Below are 19,741 nucleotides of genomic sequence, written 5' to 3'. Positions count from 1 at the left end.
CGATAATTCAGCAGCTAACAACTACCAAATAACAGCAGCTTACAGCTAATAACTGTGACTGATGACTCTTGACTAACAAATATCGCTCACCATCGGTTCATTATTCGATTGACAATTTTTATAAAATCTGGTATTTTCTCAATCTCTGGCATATAAATAAACAGCGTGCAAGCCTTCTCCAACATTGTTGTAACAGCCGGAACAATATCCCCCTTTAAAACTTCTAAACAATCAAACTAACTCAGTTAGGGCAGGGGAGCATAAAAAAAGGTTTTTGTCAATATTAAATTTAGGTCAAAGTTAGGTTAGGTGAAATTAGGGGCGATCGACTCTCATCCGCCCTGGAAAAAGATCGATCGCTGCTGCGGTTGCTTTGTGCTATGAATTTGATGTGTGCGTGTACCAGGAGAATTTAAACGTGGAACTCTATAAAGAACCGAAACACCAGATAGTTTTTGCAGATTCACAAGTTAAAGATTGCGAAAGTTTAACAGAAACGGTCACTCCCGATACAGAAATTGTTATTCTGAAAGGCGATCGCGACGGCATCGAGCAAATCGCCGAAACACTTAAACAGCGGAAAAACATTGCAGCCGTCCACATTTTGTCTCACGGCGCAGCAGCCAGCTTGCAACTGGGAGCCACAGAGCTTAATCTCAGCAACATTGAAACCTACCGCAATTATTTAGAAACCTGGTTTGCTTTGCCAACAACTGAGGCAAACTCTAACTCTCCAATTACAGCTAAACCCGAAATTCTGCTTTACGGTTGCAACGTCGCGGCCACAGAAGCAGGTGTGGCTTTCGTGGAAAGGCTGAGCCAGCTCACGGGAGCAAATATTGCCGCTTCCGATAACTTGACCGGCAGTGCGGCACTGGGTGGAGACTGGGTGCTGGAAGTGACTACGGGCAAAATAGAAACACCTTTGGCATTTTCTGCAGAGGCGAAGGAAGCTTACAGTGGCGTGTTAGCAACCTTTACCGCTACCGACTTTACCAGTCTCAACAACGCCATCCTTTTTGCTAATGTCCTGCCGGATGCTGATGATATCAACATCACTGGTCCTATCACCTTCAGTCCCGGACAAGTTCTGCCTGTAATTAGTAACCCTGTTAACTTTGTTGGCAGCACTACAACTGGGATTACGATCGACGGCGGTGGTAATAGCCGACTATTTTTCGTTGACACCACTGCCACAGTCACCTTATCTAACCTCACACTTCAAAATGGAGTAGCAATTGGCAAACCGGGAACTCTTGGTGGTGGTGGTGGCGCTGGCTTAGGTGGCGCACTTTTTATCAACAAGGGTACTGTCAAAATTGACAGCGTTACCTTTGCTAGCAATACAGCAACAGGTGGTGCAGGTGCAGCCGGAAACGGTGGCGCTGGTGGCAACAGCGACTTAAGCACTGGTAGCGTAGGCGGTACCCCTGGTGCGGCCGGGGCTGGTGGCCTTGGTGGTACTCCCGATGGTACTGGTGGTAATGGTGGCACCGCTGGTAATGGTAGCTCAGGCTTCCCTGGTGGCGCTGGTGGCACTGGTGGCATTGGTGGTACTGGTGGAGCCACCAACGGCGCTGGAGGCAATGGTAGTGTTGGTGGTACTGGCGGTACTGGAATCTTCGGTGGTGGCGGTGGTGCTGGCGGTATTGGTGGTGCTGGCGGCCCTGGAGTTGGTACTGGTAACGGTGGTAATGGCGCTATCGGTGGTGCTGGTGGTGCTGGTGGTTTCGGTGGCGGTGGCGGCCCCGGTGGCCTTGGTGGTGCTGGTGGTACTGGTACTGTTCCTGGTACCGCTGGTACTGTTGGTGTCGGCGGTGCTGGTGGCTTTGGTGGTGGCGGTGGTGCTGGAAGCACTGGTGGTGCTAGTGGTGGTGGCGGTGCTGGTGCCGGCGGTACTACTGGCGGAGGCGGTGGATCGGGTCTAGGAGGTGCTATTTTCCTCAATACAGGCAGCATCTTAAATGTGAGCAACAGCACCTTTAGCGCGAATACAGTGACAGGTGGTGCCGCTGGAGGCAACGGTACTGCCGGTCAGGGCTTAGGTGGCGCGATTTTTGTCAACACAGGTGCTACAGCTAACCTAGCGAATACGACCATTACCCTCAACACTGCCAGCACCAATAGCGGCGGTGTTTCCTACGCTGGGACTTTCAACGCCAATAACACAATCATCTCAGGCAATACTGGCGGTGCTAATCCTGACATCACAGGTAACGTCGTATCAACAGGTGCCAACAACTTAATTGGCGGTGCGGCTTTACTTGGCCCCCTGCAAAATAATGGCGGTGTTGTTTCAACCCACGCCTTACTTCTTGGCAGCCCCGCGATCAATACTGGCAACGCAGCCACTGCCCTCAACGCAATAACTGGTGCGGCTCTGACTACAGACCAACGTGGCACTCAGTTCGGTCAGCCCTATGCACGCACTGTCAACGGTACTGCTGACATTGGCGCTTACGAATACGGCCCCACTGTCACGGGTCAGAAATTTAACGACAGCAACGGTAATGGCGTTAAAGACGGCACTGATGGAACTGCCACAACTCCAGCGCAAAACTTTGTTATCTATGTAGATGACAACAACAACAATGCGCCGGACACCACTGAAAAACAAACTACCGTCGCCATAGGCGGTACTTACACCCTCGCCGACACCAAGACTAACAGCCCGATTAAGGAAGTGGCAGTCACAGGTTGGGAGCAAACTCTCCCCGCTACAGGCGCAACTCCCTACAGCACAGGTGTTGCTGATGCTGCTACGGGCCGAGACTTCGGTAATTTCCAGAAAACATCGATCGCGGGCAAAACCTACACCGATGTCGCCGGCAACAAAGTCCTAGACATTGCCACCGACACCACATTCAACGGCGTCACGGTCACTTTATACAAAGACACCAACAACAACAACACGCTAGAAGTCGGCACAGATACGGTTGTGGGCGCGCCGGTAACGACTGCGGGAGCCGGAGATTACACATTCTCGGATATCGGCCCCGGCAATTACCTGATACAAGCCACTGCTCCAGCCAACTCCAGCATCTCTTTCCCCGCTACCCCAATTCTAGTTAGTGCCCAAAGCGGTACTCCCGTCACCGGTCAAAACTTCGGCATTTTCCAAAACATCACCGTTAGTGGCACCAAATTCACCGACCTCACAGGCAACGGCTTCTCTGCTGACGACACCCCCCTCAACGGCACTATCGTTCGCTTGTTTAAAGATACTAACGATAACAGCACTTTAGATAGCGGTGACGCGGAAATCTCCTCTCAAGTTACGGGTACAGCGCCAGCGGCTGCTGGGACGTATAGCTTTGCCAACGTAGGATCGGGGCGGCACTTTGTGAGAGAGGACGTGCCGACGGGATTCTCACAAACCGCCGGCCCGCCTTTTTATACAATTAACCCGGTCAGCGGCACCCCCATTACGGCTCAAGACTTCGGCAACCTCCAACTAGGCAAAATCGGCGGGATCAAATTTAATGACCTCAACAAAAATGGCACTCAAGATTTGCCAGCAGAACAACCCCTAGGAGGCTGGACAATTTACTTGGATGCCAACAACAACGGCGTGCAAGACGCAGTACCAGCCGAAACAGGCACCAACGCCACCGTCACCGATGTCGTCGGTAAGTACCAGTTCACCAACTTGCCAGCCGGCACTTATACAGTGCGGGAAGTGCCACAAACAGGGTGGACGCAAACTGTACCCCCCGTCAATGCAGCCACGCCTACTCTTTCTGGCGCGTTTACGATCGCCGTCACCAGTGGCACCGACTCCCAAAACAACAATTTCGGCAACTTCAAGCCCAACTCGATTAGTGGTCTGAAGTTCAATGACCTCAACAACAACCGGGTACAAGATACCGGGGAACTAGGGCTTGCCAACTGGCAATTCTTCCTCGATACCAACGATAACGGCACTCTCGACACCGGGGAACCGAACACCCTCACCGATGCCGCCGGTAACTACCAATTCCTTGATTTGTCAGCAGGAACCTACAAGGTGCGGGAAGTCTTGCAGCCTACTTGGACGCAAACTACCCCCGACCCGGATGACATCACTGTCACCAGCGGTCAAGACATCGCTAATATCAACTTCGGCAACTTCCAGTCGAGCACTATTAGCGGTCAAAAATTCAATGACCTCAACAACAACGGCGTTAAGGATGCCGGAGAATTGGGGCTAGGTAACTGGCAAATATTCCTCGACAGTATCACTCCGGATGGATTGTTTCAGCAGGGCGAACCGACTACCATCACTGATGCAGCGGGCAACTACACTCTCCGAGATATACCCGCAGGTACTTACCAGGTAAGGGAAGTCCAGCAAAATGGCTGGACGCAGACGACCCCCAACCCCGCCCCCGTTACGGTTAATCCCTCTGATAACATCACAGGCATTGACTTCGGCAACTTCCTGCCGCAACCCGGGGCGATCCAAGGTCTGAAGTTCCAAGACACCAACAACAATGGCACTCAGGATGCTGGAGAAGCGGGTTTACCCAATTTCCAAATTCAGTTAACCAATGTCGTAGCTGGAACTGCTCCTGATCCTGTTACTACTACCACAGACAACAGTGGCAACTACCTGTTCGCGAACCTAACGCCGGGAACCTACCGCATCAGGGAAGTCAACCAACCTGGGTTCACCCAAAGCACACCCGAACCCGCCGACATCGCCCTAACTTCAGGCGCTATTGTCACCGGCATCAACTTCGGCAACTTCCCAGCGCCGACGCCGACGCCGACGCCGCCGCCGACGCCGACGCCGCCACCACCGCCACCTGTACCGACGCCGACGCCTGCACCTGCACCGACCCCTGCACCTGCACCGACGCCGACACCTGCACCTGTACCGACGCCGACGCCTGCACCTGTACCGACGCCGACGCCTGCACCTGTACCGACGCCGACGCCTGCACCTGTACCGACAGATTTGGTTTGCCCTGAGAATTTCCCCAGGATCGCTACTCCCAATGAGCCCGGCACTTCTTCAGCGGGTAATGTGATCAATGGCCCTAACGGCGACGATACGATCGTGGGTAGTGTCGGCAATGACTCTATCTTAGGGTTGGGCGGCAACGATTTGATCTTTGGTCGAGGGGGCGGCGACTACATCAATGGCAATATTGCCAACGATACTGTCTACGGAGGCATCGATAGCGATACTCTCTTCGGTGGCAAAGGGTTTGACCTGATTTTTGGTGATCGCGGTAACGATACGATTTATGGCAATCGTGGCAACGACTCTCTTTCTGGCGACGAAGGCAATGACTTATTGTACGGGGGCAAAGCCGATGACGTAATTTTGGGAGGCGCTGGCGACGACGTGCTAATTGGCGATCAAGGCAATGACACTCTCTGCGGCGGCGAGGGTAACAATACCTTAATTGGCGGCAGTGGCGATGATTTGCTCTTTGGTGACACCGGCGATAACTTGCTCTTTGGCGGCATTGGCAGCGATACCCTCGTCGGCGGCATTGGCAGCAATGGCTTTGTCTTGTCAGCGAGCGGAGGAATTGACACCATTATCAACTTCACCGAAGGAGTGGATTCGATCGAGTTGGTGGGAGGCTTGGACTTCAATCAACTGTCATTGACCGAAACTAATGGCTCGACGGCGATCGGGCTTGCCAACAGCGACCAGATTTTGGCTATACTAACGGGCGTACAGCCGAGCCAGTTATCGGCTCAGAGTTTTAGCTTGCTGGTTTAGTCGGCAGATCAAACTCGGCAGTTAAAACCGAGCATACACTTGCCTGCCGTCCCAGCAGAGAGGGACTACCCGAAAGCAGAGCCTCTAAACCCATGTTTAGAGGCTCTGCTAAAGAAGGGGAACCAATTCCGTTCCCCTTCTTTGGTCAAATTTGTTCGAGATACTTCAGCAAGTCGGCCATTTCTTGCGGACTCGGTTGAAACTGCGGCATTGGTGGGGTTTGCCCGCTGGTGACTTGCCGGATCAGATCGAATTCGGATTTGCGCTCGGACACTCCGTGCAAGTTGGGCCCGACTTGACTGTCTGAAACGGAGATGTGACACCCCGCACAGTTCATTTGAAAGATGGCGGAACCCTGAAACGGGTTGCCCGTTAGGGATAGTACGCTTTTGACGTAAGGATCGGCGACTTGAAATTGACGTATTGTGAGAATCGTCAACATGATGGCAAGCAACACCGCTAGCGCAAATATGGCAAGTCGCTCGATCGGGTTTTTAATTTCATTCCTGGCAAGTTGGTTATTCAAAGGAGTTCAATTAAAAATAGTATCTACAAGAAAATTTATTTCTCATAACATAGCTTAATCGTTCGCAGCGGGGAGAGCAAGCTCTGAGACCCACGGAAGGCTGCTTTTGGGAAAATTCATCTGTATAAGTGCTGGTAATATTAAAAATAGGTTGTTAAATCTTAACGTTAAGGAGCTCTCATGGTAGAACCGCTACTTTCAGGTATTGTTCTGGGTCTAATCTTTGTTACTCTGGCGGGGCTGTTTTTTGCTGCTTATCAGCAGTACAAGCGCGGCGATCAGTTGGGTATCAATAAGTAAAAGGGGTCTACAGTCCCTAACTCAGGCTGTCAGGGGGAGGGGGAATTGGGAATTGGGCATGGGGCATGGGGCATTAATCTACCTACTGACTTCTTCCATCTTCCTTCTTCCCTCTTCCTTCTTCCATCCGTTACATCCGTTACCGAATCCGTTGCCGAACTTCCCTCTTCCTTCTTCTCGACATCCGTTACATCCGTTACATCCGTTACATCCGTTGCCGAACTTCCTTCGTTAAAGATATCGATCGAGAATAGCAGCAGTTTCCAAGCCTGTTTTTTCCCAGCTAAATTGTTTTGCTCTGGCTAAACCGAGCTCCCGCAAGTGCGATCGAACTTTGGCATCAACTGCAAGCTCTTGCATAGCAGAGGCAATTTCCTCGACGCTGTAGGGGTTGACTAATAAGGCTGCACTCCCCGCAACTTCGGGCATTGAAGACAGGTTAGAGGTGATGACAGGAGTGCCGCAGGCCATTGCTTCGAGCACGGGGAGGCCGAACCCTTCCCAAAGACTGGGAAAAACCAGCGCGATCGCTTGGTTGATGACTTTGGGCAAGTCGGCTGCGGGGAGGTAATCTAGGAATTTTACTCGATCGACCAATCCCAATTCTTGAACCTGCGCCTTCAGCAGCGGCGTATAGCGTTTGTCTTCCGAACCGGCTATCCACAATTCGTATTCGGAATTATGATGCAAAGCAGCAAACGCTGCTACCACTCGCTGCACGTTTTTATAAGGATTGTGGCGGCCGATATAAAGAAAATAATTGCTTGTTGGTAAGTCTAGAAAACGGAAAAAACTGGTATCATATCCCGGGAAAATTGGCGTAATTAAATTAGTAGGAATCTTGCAAAAATTAGCGATATCTTTGGCAGTTGATTCAGAGTCGCAGATGACGTGTTGAGCCTGCCGCAGCACTTGGGGAATGTAGTAGCGGTGGTAAGGTGTCAGAGGATCGAAGCGACGGGGAAATCGCAGCGCTATTAAGTCATGTACTGTAATTATATAGCGGCAACCTGCAAATAAAGGAGCTTCGGGAATTGGGGAAAATAACAGGTTAGATTTTAGCTGTTTGTAAATTTTTGGGAGTTGGGTTTGTGTCCACAGCAATCGGTTGATGTGTCCTTTGGTTCCTTGTTCTGGTGTTAGGTTTTCGGGGATTTGGTAGCAGTTGTTATTGGGAAAAATTTTGGCTGTTAGTAATGTGGGATTGAGGGATTTTAGGTGAGGAAATAGGTTTTTGGCGTAGATGGCTAAGCCAGTTGGTTTTGAAATTAGGAAAGAGAGGTTGATTAGTAAGTTAGATTGGGAATTGGGCATGGGATAAGATGTAGATTGCGGTTTTTTGGTGGGAGTTTTTTTAACCGCAGAGGGCGCAGAGGACGCAGAGAGGAGAAAGGAAGAGAGGGGAGATTTAAAGATATTGTTGTAATATGTTGGCGGTTGCTTTTCCGGTTTTGTTCCAACTAAATTGAGATGATCTGGCTAAACTAGCAGTTTTTAAGTTCGATCGCACTTTTGAATCTGTGGCGAGTGTTTGCATGGCTTCGGCTATTTCTCCGACGCTGTAAGGATTGACTAATAATGCGGCATCTCCGGCTACTTCTGGCATCGATGACAGGTTGGATGTGATGACGGGTGTGCCGCAAGCCATTGCTTCTAAAATTGGTAAGCCGAATCCTTCCCAAAGTGTAGGGAAAACTAGGGCGATCGCCTGATTCATTAGTACGGGCAATTTAGAATAGGGAACGTAACCGAGAAACTTTACCAAAGATTGTAAACCTAATTCTTCAACTTGTGCTGTCAACTGCGGTGTGTAGGCATTGGGAGGCCCTGCTAGCCACAATTCGTAATTTGCGCGATCGGGCAAACTAGCAAATGCAGCAATTAATCTTTCTAAGTTTTTGTAAGGATCGTGTCTACCTGTATAAAGAAAATAATTTTTGGCGGGCAAGTCTAGATATCTAAAATTAATATTATCGCAAGCTAGGGGAATTGCGGTCATCTTTTTAGGCGAAATTTGGTAAAAGTTAGCAACATCTGCCGCCGTTGCTTGAGAATCGCAAATAATGTGTTCTGCTTGTCGCAAAACCTGCGGTATGTAGTAGCGAAAATAAGCTGTTAATCTAGAAAACCGTCGGGGAAATCGCAAAGGAATTAAATCGTGAACTGTGACGATGTAGCGGCAGCCGGAATACAAAGGTGCTTCTGGAATTGGGGAAAATATCAGGGTAGACTGTAATTTTTGGTAAAGTTTAGGTAATTCAAACTGAGTCCACAGCAGCCTGTTAATTTGTCCTTTCGGGCCGCGATTCGGTGTCAGAGTGTCGGGGATTTGATAGCAAGTATAATTGTCAATTTGCTGGGAAGCGAGTAATGTTGGTTTTAGCTGTTGCAGTTGCGGGAAAAGATTAGCGGCGTAAGTCCCGATTCCCGTTGGTTCGGGTGTTAAAAAGGACAAATTGATTAACAGTGAATTAGACATGATTTTAGAGTTCCGGCGACTGGAAGTCGAGACTACACATACAAAGTCCGCCTGCGCGGACTGAAAAAAACGGTAATAAAATCGACTTTGATATTAGTCTTATGCAAGAGGACTTTAGCTTTTGGTTAGGGGTTTTCAGCCCTGGTGGACTATTTAATTAGCCTTTAAGTTCGATCGAGCATTTGAGCTATATCGGCAGGATTTGGCAGCCGAATTGTAGCATACTCTTGGTGAAGAATATCAAAAAAAATATTGACTTTTTTCTCAAAATGTGCAATTCTAAAGTTCTGACTGCGTTGCTGTGCACCAGCTTGAAGTTCTGCTAGCAAATCAGGATTAACAATTAGTTGATGTGAATGCTGGCACAGTTCCTCAACGGTATTGAACACAAAGCCCGATCGCCCATGTTCGACAATTTCCGGTTGGCCGCCACCGTTGAAAACAATCGGAGCACAACTATTTTGCATTGCTTCTACAGTCGCCATCCCGAAATGCTCAAATCTTTGAGGATTGACTTCACCCAAACCGCAGCCATGCCAAAATATACTTGCTCTAGCATAAAGTGATTTTACCTCATCAAAGTCAACATTGACTTTGAGCTCGATCGCCCTTGAATCTTGCTTCAATAAATTCTGAACAGTCTTTAAATAAGGATTTTTCGGAATGCTGCTGCCAACCAAAATTAGTCGCCATCCTTGAAAATCTTCGGGATAATCTGCTAGCAAACTGCGGAAAGCTTTAATTAGTTCAATTTGCTTTTTTGTTCCCCCAGCTTCAAACTGTCCCACAGCTAAAATGATGTTTTCTTTCGGCACTTTAACTGTTGCCATTTCCACGGGCGGATAAAGCAGAAAAGTTGGCTGTAGGTTCCAGCGTTTCTCCAACCACTTGACGGTAAATTGACTGTTGACAATAATGAAAGTGTAATCATCGACAGCAAAGTGACGGTTGCGGAAGGTATTGGGAAAGTGGCAGAAAAATACTGAGATCGGCGACAGTGGTTTTACTTTTTCCAGTTGGTTCGCATTGATAAAAATATCGTAGTTTTTGCTTTCTCTGGCAATTTCATCAAAGGGATTTTCCATATCTTCTACGATGATGCTGGAATCGATGCACTGCATTCCGCGTTTCTCGTAAAACGCCAAGGGCATAATTTTAATTTTGCATCCTGAAAGGTTGAGTCCGTACCACGATTCTAAGTCGGAAACAGCTACTGGTTTGTTGGCGATAAAAGTAATGTCAAATTCATTTTGTAGCAGCGAGGCGAGGGTAGCGACGTATTTTTGACCGCCACCAATAAAATGCAGTCCGTGATCGTAAATGGCGATCGACATTTTGCGATCGCCCCGAACCACCTGTAAGCGAGACAAAATGCGATCGATCTTCATCCGACTGTAAATCACCGCCAACTTTTCCGACAACTGTGGCAATACTGTTTCGATGATTTCTGGTTTCTGATAATCTAGCAGTTTTTTAATCGCTACAAATAAACTCTCGAACAGCAAATCGTACTGCTTGTTAGTAAAAAAATCAGAAGTATGAATTCCTTTGACTAATTGCAACGGTTCATGTTTGGCTAAATACAAAAACCGATTGCGGTTGCAGAAATACTCGGTAAGTTTGCTGCCTTTACTCGAACCCCTATACTCGTGATGGGCGATAGCTGCGGGAGTATAAAGCATTTTCCAACCGCGTTTGTGGCAGCGTTTAGCAAACTCTACATCCTCAAAATACATCACAAAATCTTCATCTATTGGCCCGACATCTTCGAGACATTTCCTGCAGAAAAGCACCGCTGCCCAACAAAGCCCTTCGACTTCCCGTTCTGTATCGTACTGTCCCGAATCTTTTTCGGCAAAGCCGACATCTTGCCAATAAAAGTTAGGTAATTGCTGAATACCAGCGCTGTTAATTCGCCCGTCTTTAAACAGCAATTTGCCGCTAGTCGCACCTACTTCTTTATTAGTTTCTAGCCGTTTTACAAGAATCTCTAACCAGCGACTGTCAAGGGTAGCATCGTTATTTAGAAACCCGATATATTCGCCTTTTGCTTCGCTGATGCCGAGGTTGAGGGCTTTAGCAAAGTTGTTGGCGGAGTTGACAAAAATCCGAACTTTGGGAAATAGTTCGCACAGGGAATTAACGGAATCGTCTTGAGAACAATTATCAATTACAATTAAATCGAGTTGCGATTCGGGATACGCAAGTTTTTGTAGAGATTTTAAGCAATCTTTCGTGTGGCGCAGACCGTTATAGTTGACTATAATTAACGAACATATGGGCAGTGTAGTCATCTTTGATGCTTTATTTTTGTCGATCGAGCAATTGAGCGGTAATCTTCTCTAAAATAGCAGTATGTTGCTGCTGCACTGCTTTAATTTGCTCTATTTCAGACTGAAAATTTGCGATCGCTCTTTGTTGAGTCTCAAGCTGTGCTGTAACTTCGGGATATTCGCTGCTGAATTCCGATTCAATTTTTTCAAAGAGAGTTTGTTGATTTTCTTGCAATTTTTGCAATTGTGTGCTTAATGTATGCACGACCCGCGTATTAGCAAAATTGTAAATTACTTGTCGTTCGAGTACGGGTCTGAGCAATTTTCGGACTATTTTCCTAACGACGATGACTGCGGAACCGAGTCGCCTTTGGTAAGAGGTAATGGGGATGTTATAAATGTCGAAACCTGCCTTTAAAAGGGCGATATCTTCATCATCTTCATTTTGGGCGATCGTACTATTTTCTGTTCCCAACAGCGACAGCTCAGCTATACCAATTCGCGGCTCCAAAGTTTGCCGTAACTTATGTATTATCTGTTGAGTTGGTATTTCTTCGTACTCCAAACTTTCCTCTCCTTGAGATAACTTACTATGACTTAATTATGGAACAGGCATCTTTGCTGTTGCAATCATTGTAACTAATTGTGAACAGGCAGCTTTGCTGTGTGATTAATTGTAATTAATTGTGGAACAGGCCGGAAAGCCTGTTCAAGGGCAGGCAGGATGCCCAACCCCTATTCCCCACAAAACAATTTATTTCTTGCTAAATCAGGATTATTGCTTCCGATATTGGCAATATCTCAATTTAAGCTATAGCAATCCTCAATCATTTGTGAATTTCTTACTCCCTCCCCGAACCTGCGGGGAGGGTTGGAGTGGGGTAAAAAGTTTACGACTCCTGCAAGGATTGCTATAACTCAATTTGACTGTCATCACCAATCATAAACCGCAGAGCTTTTGGACGAGCCGGCGCATTGGTGAGTTGAGCTCGCTGCCCGATCACGCTGTCAACAATTCGCTGGTGAATGCCAACTATTTTCGCCCCTTGCAATATTACACTGTGTTCGATATCAGCATCAATCATCGTCACGCGATCGGCAATACTGCTGTAAGGCCCAATAAAGCAATTTTCAATGTGGCAATTTTCCCCAATTACCACTGGCCCGCGAACTGTAGAATTAATGATTTCCGTTCCTTCTCCTATTTGCACTCGCCCGATAATTTGACTTTTTGCATCTACTGTTAATTCAGTTGAAGCTACGATACGGCTATCTAAAATGATTTGGTTTGCACTGAGCAAATCGTCTTTTTTCCCCGTATCCAGCCACCAGCCCTCTAAATTGCAGGCTTCTACGTGTTTTTCCTGATTGATGAGCTGTTGAATAGCGTCTGTAATTTCGAGTTCGCCCCGGGGCGAAGGTTGAATTTGATCGATCGCCTCGTGGATAGTAGGAGCAAAAAAGTAAATCCCCACCAGTGCTAAATTTGACGGCGGAACTTTGGGTTTTTCTACTAACTGCAAAACTCGTCCTTTCTCATCAACTTTTGCCACACCGAAAGCCGAGGGATTGGAAACGGGACGCAGCATAATCAGAGCGTCTAGTTTCTGCGTGTTAAAAATCTCTAAAAACGGATCTAACTGATTTTCAATTAAGTTATCTCCCAAATACATAATAAACGGAGAATCGCCCAAAAACGGTCTGGCAACTTTTACCGCGTGAGCGAGCCCTGCCGGCTCTGCTTGCAAGATATAAGTAATTTTCGCACCGAAGCGAGATCCATCTCCTGTTTTCGTCTTCACCTCTTCCCCGGTTTCGGGACTAATAATAATCCCAATATCCGTAATCCCGGCCGCCACAATTCCTTCAATTCCGTACCACAGTATCGGCTTATTTGCTACAGGAACCAACTGCTTAGCACCCGTATAGGTGAGGGGACGCAAGCGTGTTCCTTTACCGCCAGAGAGGATGAGTGCTTTCATTGGGTGAACTCTGAGTTATGCTTTAGGGTTTGCGGTGCAGGCAAATATTGCCTGCACTTGTTCGCTCTCGTTGATTTTAAACCACCGCTACCCCGCTGGCAATAGTTGCAGTGTATCCTGACACAAATGATTTATTTTGCTCATACTTTTATAGTGCGGGAGGCAGAGAGTGTCAGAAACCAGGTTTATTGGCACAGGAAGCAGTTAAAAGCTGAGTTTTTTGTCAAAAAACCCCTTTCTTAATGTTGCAAGTGCGCCAGTTCCGATTTAATTCCGTACCGTTTTAATAGCGACCGTATCGGGCAATCAATCGACTACCACTATTGTTTTGATTTGTCAACCAAGCCCACATCTGATCGCCCAGACAAAAATGCCACCATTCGTTAGGATGTTGCTGAAAACCCGCAGCTATCATCACATTTTTTAATATTTGCCTGCGACGGTGATATTCCTGTTTTTGCGGCTCCTTGCTATTACAAAAATAATCGGGATAAGAACGTTCTGATATTTCATCAATCGGAGAACCCATATCAATTTGCAGATTGTTTTCATCCACTAAAGTTATATCTAAAGCGGCACCTGTACTGTGAGGGGGAGGCGTTGCGCGATCGAGGCTCGGCACTGCCCAAAATTGATATACGTGTTCTATAATCACTTGGCGTTTGTCTTCGGGAACAGGAAATTCGCAGCCTTGAGCTAGGGCAATTTGATTAAAAGTATAATTTACCATAAATTGCTGCACTTCCACTGGCCGATAAGCGTCAAATATCAGAATTTTCCAATTTTGACAATTGTGCTGTAGCTCCGTTTGAGCGGCGATTAAACTATCTACAACTCCTTGTCGCAAATAGTAAGGCGAATCTGCTTTGCTATTGTGATAGGGAGCACCCAACTTTTGATAAGGGTGCGGCGTTTCAAAGACAAAATGTTGTGCTGGAATAGGGACTAAAGGTTCGCCGCATTCGTCGATAGCTATTTGCTGATATGGTTTCATATCAAGGTGTTACCCTACTTTATTATTACTGATGAAATACAATACTCGGTATATGCTTTTCACTGGAGTCAGCCGCGCGGCAAATAGCCAAGCAGCTAGAATATCCTCATGTTCTAAATCGTCATAGTCATCTATAATTTCTTTAGCATTCATACCAGAACTGAGAAGTCAAAAATCAGTTTTACTGCATATCACAGACGGCAAATACAGGGTTTTCCCTGACAGATATTTGGATCGAGTGTGATGCGCTGCCCAAGTTTTTTTTCCCTATTTTAGGAACAAATATTAAATATATCCTAACCTAAAAAGCGTAGCTTTCGATTGGTTTGTAGTAAGGACTTTAGTGCTTTCAATCTCCACCTAAAGTCCTAAAGTCCTTACTGCCAAAAAATCCTAACTTTGGCGGTAAGCAACTACCGCATAAAACGGATCGCCGCTTGGTATTCGCAGCATTTGCATAAAACTCGGCAAGTTAGGCTTGCGAACAATTACTTCCGGCTTGCTAAACCCGGGTATGTTCGCTCCTTTGACAGAATCAAAGTAACCCTTGACTAATTCTACCCGATCGCCCTCGGAACCTTCCCGCCAAGCCGCGATCGCCTTTTGATAAAACATCCGGTTGGAAAAGCTCATAATTGCTACGCCACCCGGCTTCAATATCCGGTGAATCTCGGCAAAAATTGCATCTGGGTGCTGCAAATACTGTACCGAAACGCAGTTGACAACGGCGTCAAACTCTGCATCCGGCAGCGGCAATTTGGGATTTGCGTTCAAATTCTGCACAAAATAATGATTCAGTCTGCGATTCTTTGCCAACTCGTCTTCATTCATGCCGTGCCCTTCAACATGGGCAAATTGCATCTCGTCGGGCAAGTGAGAAACCCAACTGCTCATCATATCAAATATCCGAGTATTCGGTTTCAGCCGTTCCCGATATAAATCGGTGAGTTGCTGAATGAATCCATCGTCTACGTGAGTCACAAACCGGGGAGCGGAATAGAACAAATTGTCGTCGGTGTCGTCTAACTTGGTGCGTTGGTCGGCTGGAAGCAACATAAATTCGGATCGCAAACTAGATTTACTCTTTCTAGTTTAAGAACAATAAGAATTGTTAACATATCCTGCAGAGGGCGGATTCCCGCTTTTAGCGTAGCAGTCGATCGCTAAAAAACCTGCTGGCACCCTTTGGGCTTGTGGCAAGAAGACGGTTTGCCGACTTTCCAGCATTGGCGACAAACTGCAAGAGGTAGGCGGGACGCTGACAGGCGCGATCGATCGCATGGAAGAAACAGGCCTAGTCCGCCGAGAGAGAGACACTCGCATTGGGCGCATTTGGCTGAGACACTCTGGCGTCGTCGGTGATCCAGAAGTGATCGCTGCCGCTGTTGCCGCCGAAGTAGTCGGCCAGCATTTCGTCAACTTCTTCGAGTTGGTTCGGCTCGAACAGGCCGGTGGCGTCGGCCAGGGCGATCGGCGCGGCCGTGTCATTGGGTGTGGTTGGTCGAATCATGGTGAACTCGATCGAACTTTTTTGAGCAACTACATCATGCTCGACGGTAAATGTTGAACTGAAATAAGGGAAGGCACGACACGGATGTTGACACGGATACACGGATGAATTTAGAAGTCGGGGATTGGATTTTTTGGGGTTAAGGGCGATCGCCCTTGCAATATCATCTTGGAAAGTTAGGGATATGGTAGTGAAAACGAAACCGAAATCTCGTTCACCAGCTAGTCAAACTTAAAGCGTGTTTTGAGACTTCAAGGGTAAAGAGCATTTACCCCCCGACAAATCAAAATAGTGCCAAAGTATTTCCCTTCTCGGATCTGGATGCAGATAACTACCCGTCCTCCTTTCTGTTGTTTCCGTAGAAACTGTTTTACTAGCCATAAGGCTAATGGCATACCACTGCCCATCCACCTTGAAAAGATTTAATTTACCTGGTGGTATTTCATACCAAGCTATTGCTGAGATAGGCCTTCCGTCTACTATTACTGAAATGCTTCCCCCAGGATAACCTCCGCGTGGTGACATGAGATTTTTGTGTAGCTCGCAATTAGTAAAGTCAAGGCTTAGTAAATAACATATTTTTTCAAAGGTTTCATGACTAAGAATATAATTTCTTTCAAATGGCATTTGCAGTAGGATAGCTTCTCCTCCTTTTAACTCACCCCAAGCTCTAGCTTTAACTTCCTTACTATATCCTTCACCACCGAATGTTTGTGCATAAACTGTAACTGTAGAACCAGGGCTTCCATATGCACACTTGGCATTAGCGATTCGACTACCTTCTAAGTAGTAATGCATTAATCCTTTGATAGTCATTCTCTCTGGCGAGGATGACCTGTCAAATTCCAGCGTCAATGTTCCAAGATAATCGCCCTGCCGAGGAGTAGCTGAAGCGTGCATATTAACTATTGATACCAATTGATCGGGCAGTGCATCTACATCTTGCTCAAAACGATTTTGAAGAGGAACTGGAATCGAAACGGTTTGTTGTTCTTGCCAGTTTTTATTAAGCGAGCTAAGAAAATCCTTTGGAAAAGACCAATAGAAACTGCTAGTTTGAAGATCGACTACAACTAAAAATGTTGGATTTGGCAGGATTAACCAATAATTAAGAGTCGTTACCTTAATATCAAATCCAATTGAATCGCCTTTGAGTTCAGACTCTTCTGTACCTTTGCATTGAACGTTAAATAACTTTCCAGTTGGGTACTCTCCTTGCATAAGCTCACAAATGAAATCAATCCCCATATCCCGCTCTTGTTGAACAGGAATAACATTACAAAAATTAGTTAAAACTGAATTAAGAAAGTCAGCAGCACTTACACCAATTTTCTGAGAGTTTGTACGTCTAGGTAACTTTGTCATTACGGTAATGGAGCTTTTTTCACAATCTTAACTAAAACGCTATCTAAGGCGAAAGCAAATAGGAATACAAATACTTTAAGTAGAAGATGGTTTTGTCTGTCTAACTTATAATTGTATCGCCGTTTCGGTATAATACTTAATATAATACAAAAATACCGCAACTTCCCTCTTACTCTCAATACATATCAACTCAGAAAAACATTATTGCCAACTAAACCGCTCCATGGTATACTAGAAGATTGTGAATATTAATCAAAAGTAAAGTAACAAGCCGGGAGAAATCAAAATGACACAGCAAACCCTGCACGGAACCAGCCGCAAAAGAAAAAGAACATCCGGTTTTCGCGCCAGAATGCGTACCGCAACCGGTCGATTGGTAATCAAAGCTCGCCGCAGCAAAGGTCGCCACCGCCTCGCAGTCTAGCACTGCATCAAGGTTGAGAGGCCTCCACGATCGCCCTACGCCATGTTGCCCGATACAAACCGACTTAAGCACCGAAAAGACTTCAGCGCCGTATACCGCAAGGGAATGCGCCGTAACTCGGCCCATTTCAGCTTAAGAGCTCTGCGTAAACCCAAAAGCGTCGAATTAAGCAAACCGACAGCCGAGAAATCCTTGCAGCCGACTCGCACAGGCATTTCTATCAGCCTGAAAGTCAGCAAACGCGCTGTAGTCCGCAACCGGATTAAGCGTCAGATTCGGGCAGCTTTGCGACAGCTATTGCCCCGATTAAAATTCGGGTGGGATTTAGTAATTGTCGTGCGTCCGATCGCACAAGAGTGCAATTATGCAGAAATTCTGCAAGAATTAGAGCAGTTGTTGGTAGAAGCCGAGGTACTAGATGGGAATTCGAGAGGAAGTATATTATGAAGGCGGCCCCGCGCCGGGAGACTTGATCCTCAATTTACTCCTGGGGCTGACTGTGGTGGGAATCCCCCTAGCAGTAGGAGCAATTGTCCGGGCTCTGTGGCTGCGCTACCGGATCACGAGTCGCCGAGTCTCGGTAACTAGCGGTTGGATGGGGGGCGATCAGACAGACGTTATCTATTCAGATATAGTCAAAATCGTCACAGTACCACGCGGTTTTGGGACTTACGGAGACATGGTGCTCACCATGAAAAATGGCAGCCGCTTGGAACTCAGAGCTATGCCGAAATTTCGAGCAATGTATGACTACATTAACGAAAAACTGCCCATAGCCGCTCAAAAAGCAAACGCGGCCCAAGCTAAATAACCGAACAGCTTCGCCCTAAAATCAGGGTAAAGTGAGTGCGATTATTGGCAAACTCATTAAAACAAACCCGCAGACCGGGCGGTCGATCGACGGGCAATGTCCTAAGATAGAGACAAAACCCTAAAAATTGAGGCGGCTCGCCTTCAGCGGGTAAAAATAGTTCTCAACAGCAAACATAGAGCACCTAAATTAACTCAAAGCGAATGGATTTCGGTATCTCGTTTCTCTCCAACAACCTCATGCTCCCGATCCTAGATTTTTTCTACGGGATCGTGCCAAGCTACGGTTTAGCGATCGTAGCACTGACGCTCGTGATTCGCTTTGCTCTTTATCCTCTCAACGCAGGCTCTCTTCGCAATATGCGGCGCATGAAAGTAGCGCAGCCGTTGATGAAAGAGCGAGTAGATCAAATTCAAAAACTCTATAAAGACAATCCTGCCAAACAGCAGGAGGAAATGAGCAAAGTATACAAAGAATTTGGTAATCCTCTAGCAGGATGCTTCCCCTTGGTGCTGCAAATGCCAGTGCTGTTTGCACTGTTTGCAACGCTCCGGGGTTCGCCGTTTTCTGACATAAATTACAGCGTTAACGTTCAAGTTTTGCCCAAAGAACAAATCGAAACTGTTCAACCGCAAGCTTTTGCTACACCGCCACAAAATATTTACGTCACAGGTACTTTTCATGCTCCTGTTGTGGGGGTAATTCCAGGCGGCGACAAACTCGCAGTCGGCGACACAACCAAGATTAATTTTCAAACCCCAGAGGGCAAACCTCTCAAAGTTTTAGCTGCAGAAAATAAGAGCGAAATCGACTTTGAACCAGGCTGGAAAGTCATCAAAGGCGAAGATCTGATCAAGGTAGATGAACAGGGAAACATCACGGCCTTAGCGCCCGGTGAAGCCACAGTTCAAGGCACAATCCCCGGATTGGCTAGTAACAAAGGATTCCTGTTTATTGAGGCTCTAGGCCGCGTTGGCGCGATCGACTCAGACGGTACAATCCACTGGGATATTTTGGTAATGATCCTGGGCTTCGGCATCAGTTTGTACATCAACCAAACCCTTTCAGGACAAGCACAAGGGCCAAACGACAACCCCCAACAGGCTACAGTCAACAAACTGACGCCAGTCATATTTTCAGGGATGTTTTTGTTCTTCCCGCTGCCCGCCGGCGTGTTGATGTATATGCTGATTGCTAACATCTTCCAAACAGTTCAATCGTTTATTTTGTCGCGAGAACCGCTGCCGGAAAACCTGCAAAAAATAGTGGACGAAGCAGAGGCGAAAACCCAAAAAGAACAAGGATTAGATGCACTTCCCTTTGAGCCCAAGCGTTCTAAGAAAAAGGCTTGATTTTAA

At 46.9% G+C, this 19,741-nt stretch carries 17 protein-coding genes; 7 read left to right on the top strand and 10 right to left on the bottom strand.

All coding sequences use genetic code 11. The features are described from left to right. The first annotated feature begins 418 nt into the window (after positions 1-418). Positions 419-5,719: a DUF4347 domain-containing protein gene (locus QUB25_RS03000; RefSeq protein ID WP_333181958.1), complete on the top strand. Its 5,301-nt coding sequence runs from the start codon at positions 419-421 to the stop codon at positions 5,717-5,719. A gap of 145 nt (positions 5,720-5,864) precedes the next feature. On the opposite strand, the gene QUB25_RS02995 is transcribed toward QUB25_RS03000, so the two are convergent. Further along, positions 5,865-6,245: a cytochrome c gene (locus QUB25_RS02995; RefSeq protein ID WP_333039203.1), complete on the bottom strand. Its 381-nt coding sequence runs from the start codon at positions 6,243-6,245 to the stop codon at positions 5,865-5,867. Between the two features lie 180 nt (positions 6,246-6,425). Here QUB25_RS02995 and petG point away from each other — a divergent pair, with 180 nt between their 5' ends. Then, positions 6,426-6,545, top strand: a complete 120-nt coding sequence (gene petG, locus QUB25_RS02990; RefSeq protein ID WP_006632329.1) for a cytochrome b6-f complex subunit V — start codon at positions 6,426-6,428, stop codon at positions 6,543-6,545. 231 nt (positions 6,546-6,776) lie between these two features. Here the strand turns inward: petG and QUB25_RS02985 are convergent, their stop codons facing one another. From QUB25_RS02985 to QUB25_RS02950, 8 genes are all read right to left on the bottom strand, one after another. Then, positions 6,777-7,859: a glycosyltransferase family 1 protein gene (locus tag QUB25_RS02985; protein ID WP_333181957.1), complete on the bottom strand. Its 1,083-nt coding sequence runs from the start codon at positions 7,857-7,859 to the stop codon at positions 6,777-6,779. Positions 7,860-7,953: 94 nt separating this feature from the next. Then, positions 7,954-9,024 (bottom strand): glycosyltransferase family 1 protein, encoded by a 1,071-nt coding sequence (locus QUB25_RS02980; protein ID WP_333181956.1) that lies wholly within the window; start codon positions 9,022-9,024, stop codon positions 7,954-7,956. Between the two features lie 164 nt (positions 9,025-9,188). Beyond that, positions 9,189-11,318, bottom strand: a complete 2,130-nt coding sequence (locus QUB25_RS02975; protein WP_333181955.1) for a glycosyltransferase — start codon at positions 11,316-11,318, stop codon at positions 9,189-9,191. A gap of 10 nt (positions 11,319-11,328) precedes the next feature. After that, the gene (locus tag QUB25_RS02970) at positions 11,329-11,862 is read right to left on the bottom strand and encodes a hypothetical protein (RefSeq protein ID WP_333059973.1); all 534 of its coding nucleotides are present in this window, start codon (positions 11,860-11,862) and stop codon (positions 11,329-11,331) included. 346 nt (positions 11,863-12,208) lie between these two features. Further along, positions 12,209-13,279 carry a glucose-1-phosphate thymidylyltransferase gene (locus QUB25_RS02965; protein ID WP_333059972.1) on the bottom strand — a complete coding sequence of 357 codons (1,071 nt, stop codon included), beginning with the start codon at positions 13,277-13,279 and terminating at the stop codon, positions 12,209-12,211. 283 nt (positions 13,280-13,562) lie between these two features. Further along, complete coding sequence (locus tag QUB25_RS02960; protein WP_333181954.1) at positions 13,563-14,273, bottom strand: M15 family metallopeptidase; 711 nt, start codon at positions 14,271-14,273, stop codon at positions 13,563-13,565. Between the two features lie 9 nt (positions 14,274-14,282). Then, on the bottom strand, positions 14,283-14,426 hold the full coding sequence (locus QUB25_RS02955; protein ID WP_333181953.1) for a DUF433 domain-containing protein: 144 nt from the start codon (positions 14,424-14,426) through the stop codon (positions 14,283-14,285). A 240-nt stretch (positions 14,427-14,666) separates the two neighbouring features. Next, positions 14,667-15,329 carry a class I SAM-dependent methyltransferase gene (locus QUB25_RS02950; protein ID WP_333039185.1) on the bottom strand — a complete coding sequence of 221 codons (663 nt, stop codon included), beginning with the start codon at positions 15,327-15,329 and terminating at the stop codon, positions 14,667-14,669. Positions 15,330-15,552: 223 nt separating this feature from the next. Between QUB25_RS02950 and QUB25_RS02945 the strand changes: the two genes are divergently transcribed. Continuing rightward, the gene (locus QUB25_RS02945) at positions 15,553-15,840 is read left to right on the top strand and encodes a hypothetical protein (protein WP_333181952.1); all 288 of its coding nucleotides are present in this window, start codon (positions 15,553-15,555) and stop codon (positions 15,838-15,840) included. Positions 15,841-16,014: 174 nt separating this feature from the next. On the opposite strand, the gene QUB25_RS02940 is transcribed toward QUB25_RS02945, so the two are convergent. Beyond that, positions 16,015-17,148 carry a DUF4365 domain-containing protein gene (locus QUB25_RS02940; protein WP_333181951.1) on the bottom strand — a complete coding sequence of 378 codons (1,134 nt, stop codon included), beginning with the start codon at positions 17,146-17,148 and terminating at the stop codon, positions 16,015-16,017. Between the two features lie 286 nt (positions 17,149-17,434). Between QUB25_RS02940 and rpmH the strand changes: the two genes are divergently transcribed. The 4 genes from rpmH (at position 17,435) to yidC (ending at position 19,735) form a co-directional block, all read left to right on the top strand. After that, positions 17,435-17,572: a 50S ribosomal protein L34 gene (rpmH, locus tag QUB25_RS02935; RefSeq protein ID WP_006632320.1), complete on the top strand. Its 138-nt coding sequence runs from the start codon at positions 17,435-17,437 to the stop codon at positions 17,570-17,572. A gap of 42 nt (positions 17,573-17,614) precedes the next feature. Then, positions 17,615-18,019: a ribonuclease P protein component gene (gene rnpA / locus QUB25_RS02930; RefSeq protein WP_333039176.1), complete on the top strand. Its 405-nt coding sequence runs from the start codon at positions 17,615-17,617 to the stop codon at positions 18,017-18,019. Further along, positions 17,991-18,383: a PH domain-containing protein gene (locus QUB25_RS02925; protein WP_333039175.1), complete on the top strand. Its 393-nt coding sequence runs from the start codon at positions 17,991-17,993 to the stop codon at positions 18,381-18,383. The genes rnpA and QUB25_RS02925 overlap by 29 nt, the downstream gene beginning before the upstream one ends. A gap of 203 nt (positions 18,384-18,586) precedes the next feature. Further along, positions 18,587-19,735 (top strand): membrane protein insertase YidC, encoded by a 1,149-nt coding sequence (gene yidC / locus QUB25_RS02920; RefSeq protein ID WP_333039172.1) that lies wholly within the window; start codon positions 18,587-18,589, stop codon positions 19,733-19,735. The last annotated feature ends 6 nt before the right edge of the window (positions 19,736-19,741 follow it).

The organism is Microcoleus sp. B3-D7, assembly GCF_036705305.1.
GTDB lineage: Bacteria > Cyanobacteriota > Cyanobacteriia > Cyanobacteriales > Microcoleaceae > Microcoleus.
This window is presented reverse-complemented; position numbering and strand designations above follow the sequence as displayed.

Excerpts from the sequence above, each read along its gene's own strand:
- petG (WP_006632329.1), top strand. The coding sequence starts at position 6,426 with ATGGTAGAACCGCTACTTTCAGGTATTGTTCTGGGTCTAATCTTTGTT.
- QUB25_RS02985 (WP_333181957.1), bottom strand. The coding sequence starts at position 7,859 with ATGCCCAATTCCCAATCTAACTTACTAATCAACCTCTCTTTCCTAATT.
- QUB25_RS02980 (WP_333181956.1), bottom strand. The coding sequence starts at position 9,024 with ATGTCTAATTCACTGTTAATCAATTTGTCCTTTTTAACACCCGAACCA.
- QUB25_RS02975 (WP_333181955.1), bottom strand. The coding sequence starts at position 11,318 with ATGACTACACTGCCCATATGTTCGTTAATTATAGTCAACTATAACGGT.
- QUB25_RS02965 (WP_333059972.1), bottom strand. The coding sequence starts at position 13,279 with ATGAAAGCACTCATCCTCTCTGGCGGTAAAGGAACACGCTTGCGTCCC.
- QUB25_RS02960 (WP_333181954.1), bottom strand. The coding sequence starts at position 14,273 with ATGAAACCATATCAGCAAATAGCTATCGACGAATGCGGCGAACCTTTA.
- QUB25_RS02955 (WP_333181953.1), bottom strand. The coding sequence starts at position 14,426 with ATGAATGCTAAAGAAATTATAGATGACTATGACGATTTAGAACATGAG.
- QUB25_RS02950 (WP_333039185.1), bottom strand. The coding sequence starts at position 15,329 with ATGTTGCTTCCAGCCGACCAACGCACCAAGTTAGACGACACCGACGAC.
- QUB25_RS02945 (WP_333181952.1), top strand. The coding sequence starts at position 15,553 with ATGGAAGAAACAGGCCTAGTCCGCCGAGAGAGAGACACTCGCATTGGG.
- QUB25_RS02940 (WP_333181951.1), bottom strand. The coding sequence starts at position 17,148 with ATGACAAAGTTACCTAGACGTACAAACTCTCAGAAAATTGGTGTAAGT.
- rpmH (WP_006632320.1), top strand. The coding sequence starts at position 17,435 with ATGACACAGCAAACCCTGCACGGAACCAGCCGCAAAAGAAAAAGAACA.
- rnpA (WP_333039176.1), top strand. The coding sequence starts at position 17,615 with ATGTTGCCCGATACAAACCGACTTAAGCACCGAAAAGACTTCAGCGCC.
- QUB25_RS02925 (WP_333039175.1), top strand. The coding sequence starts at position 17,991 with ATGGGAATTCGAGAGGAAGTATATTATGAAGGCGGCCCCGCGCCGGGA.
- yidC (WP_333039172.1), top strand. The coding sequence starts at position 18,587 with ATGGATTTCGGTATCTCGTTTCTCTCCAACAACCTCATGCTCCCGATC.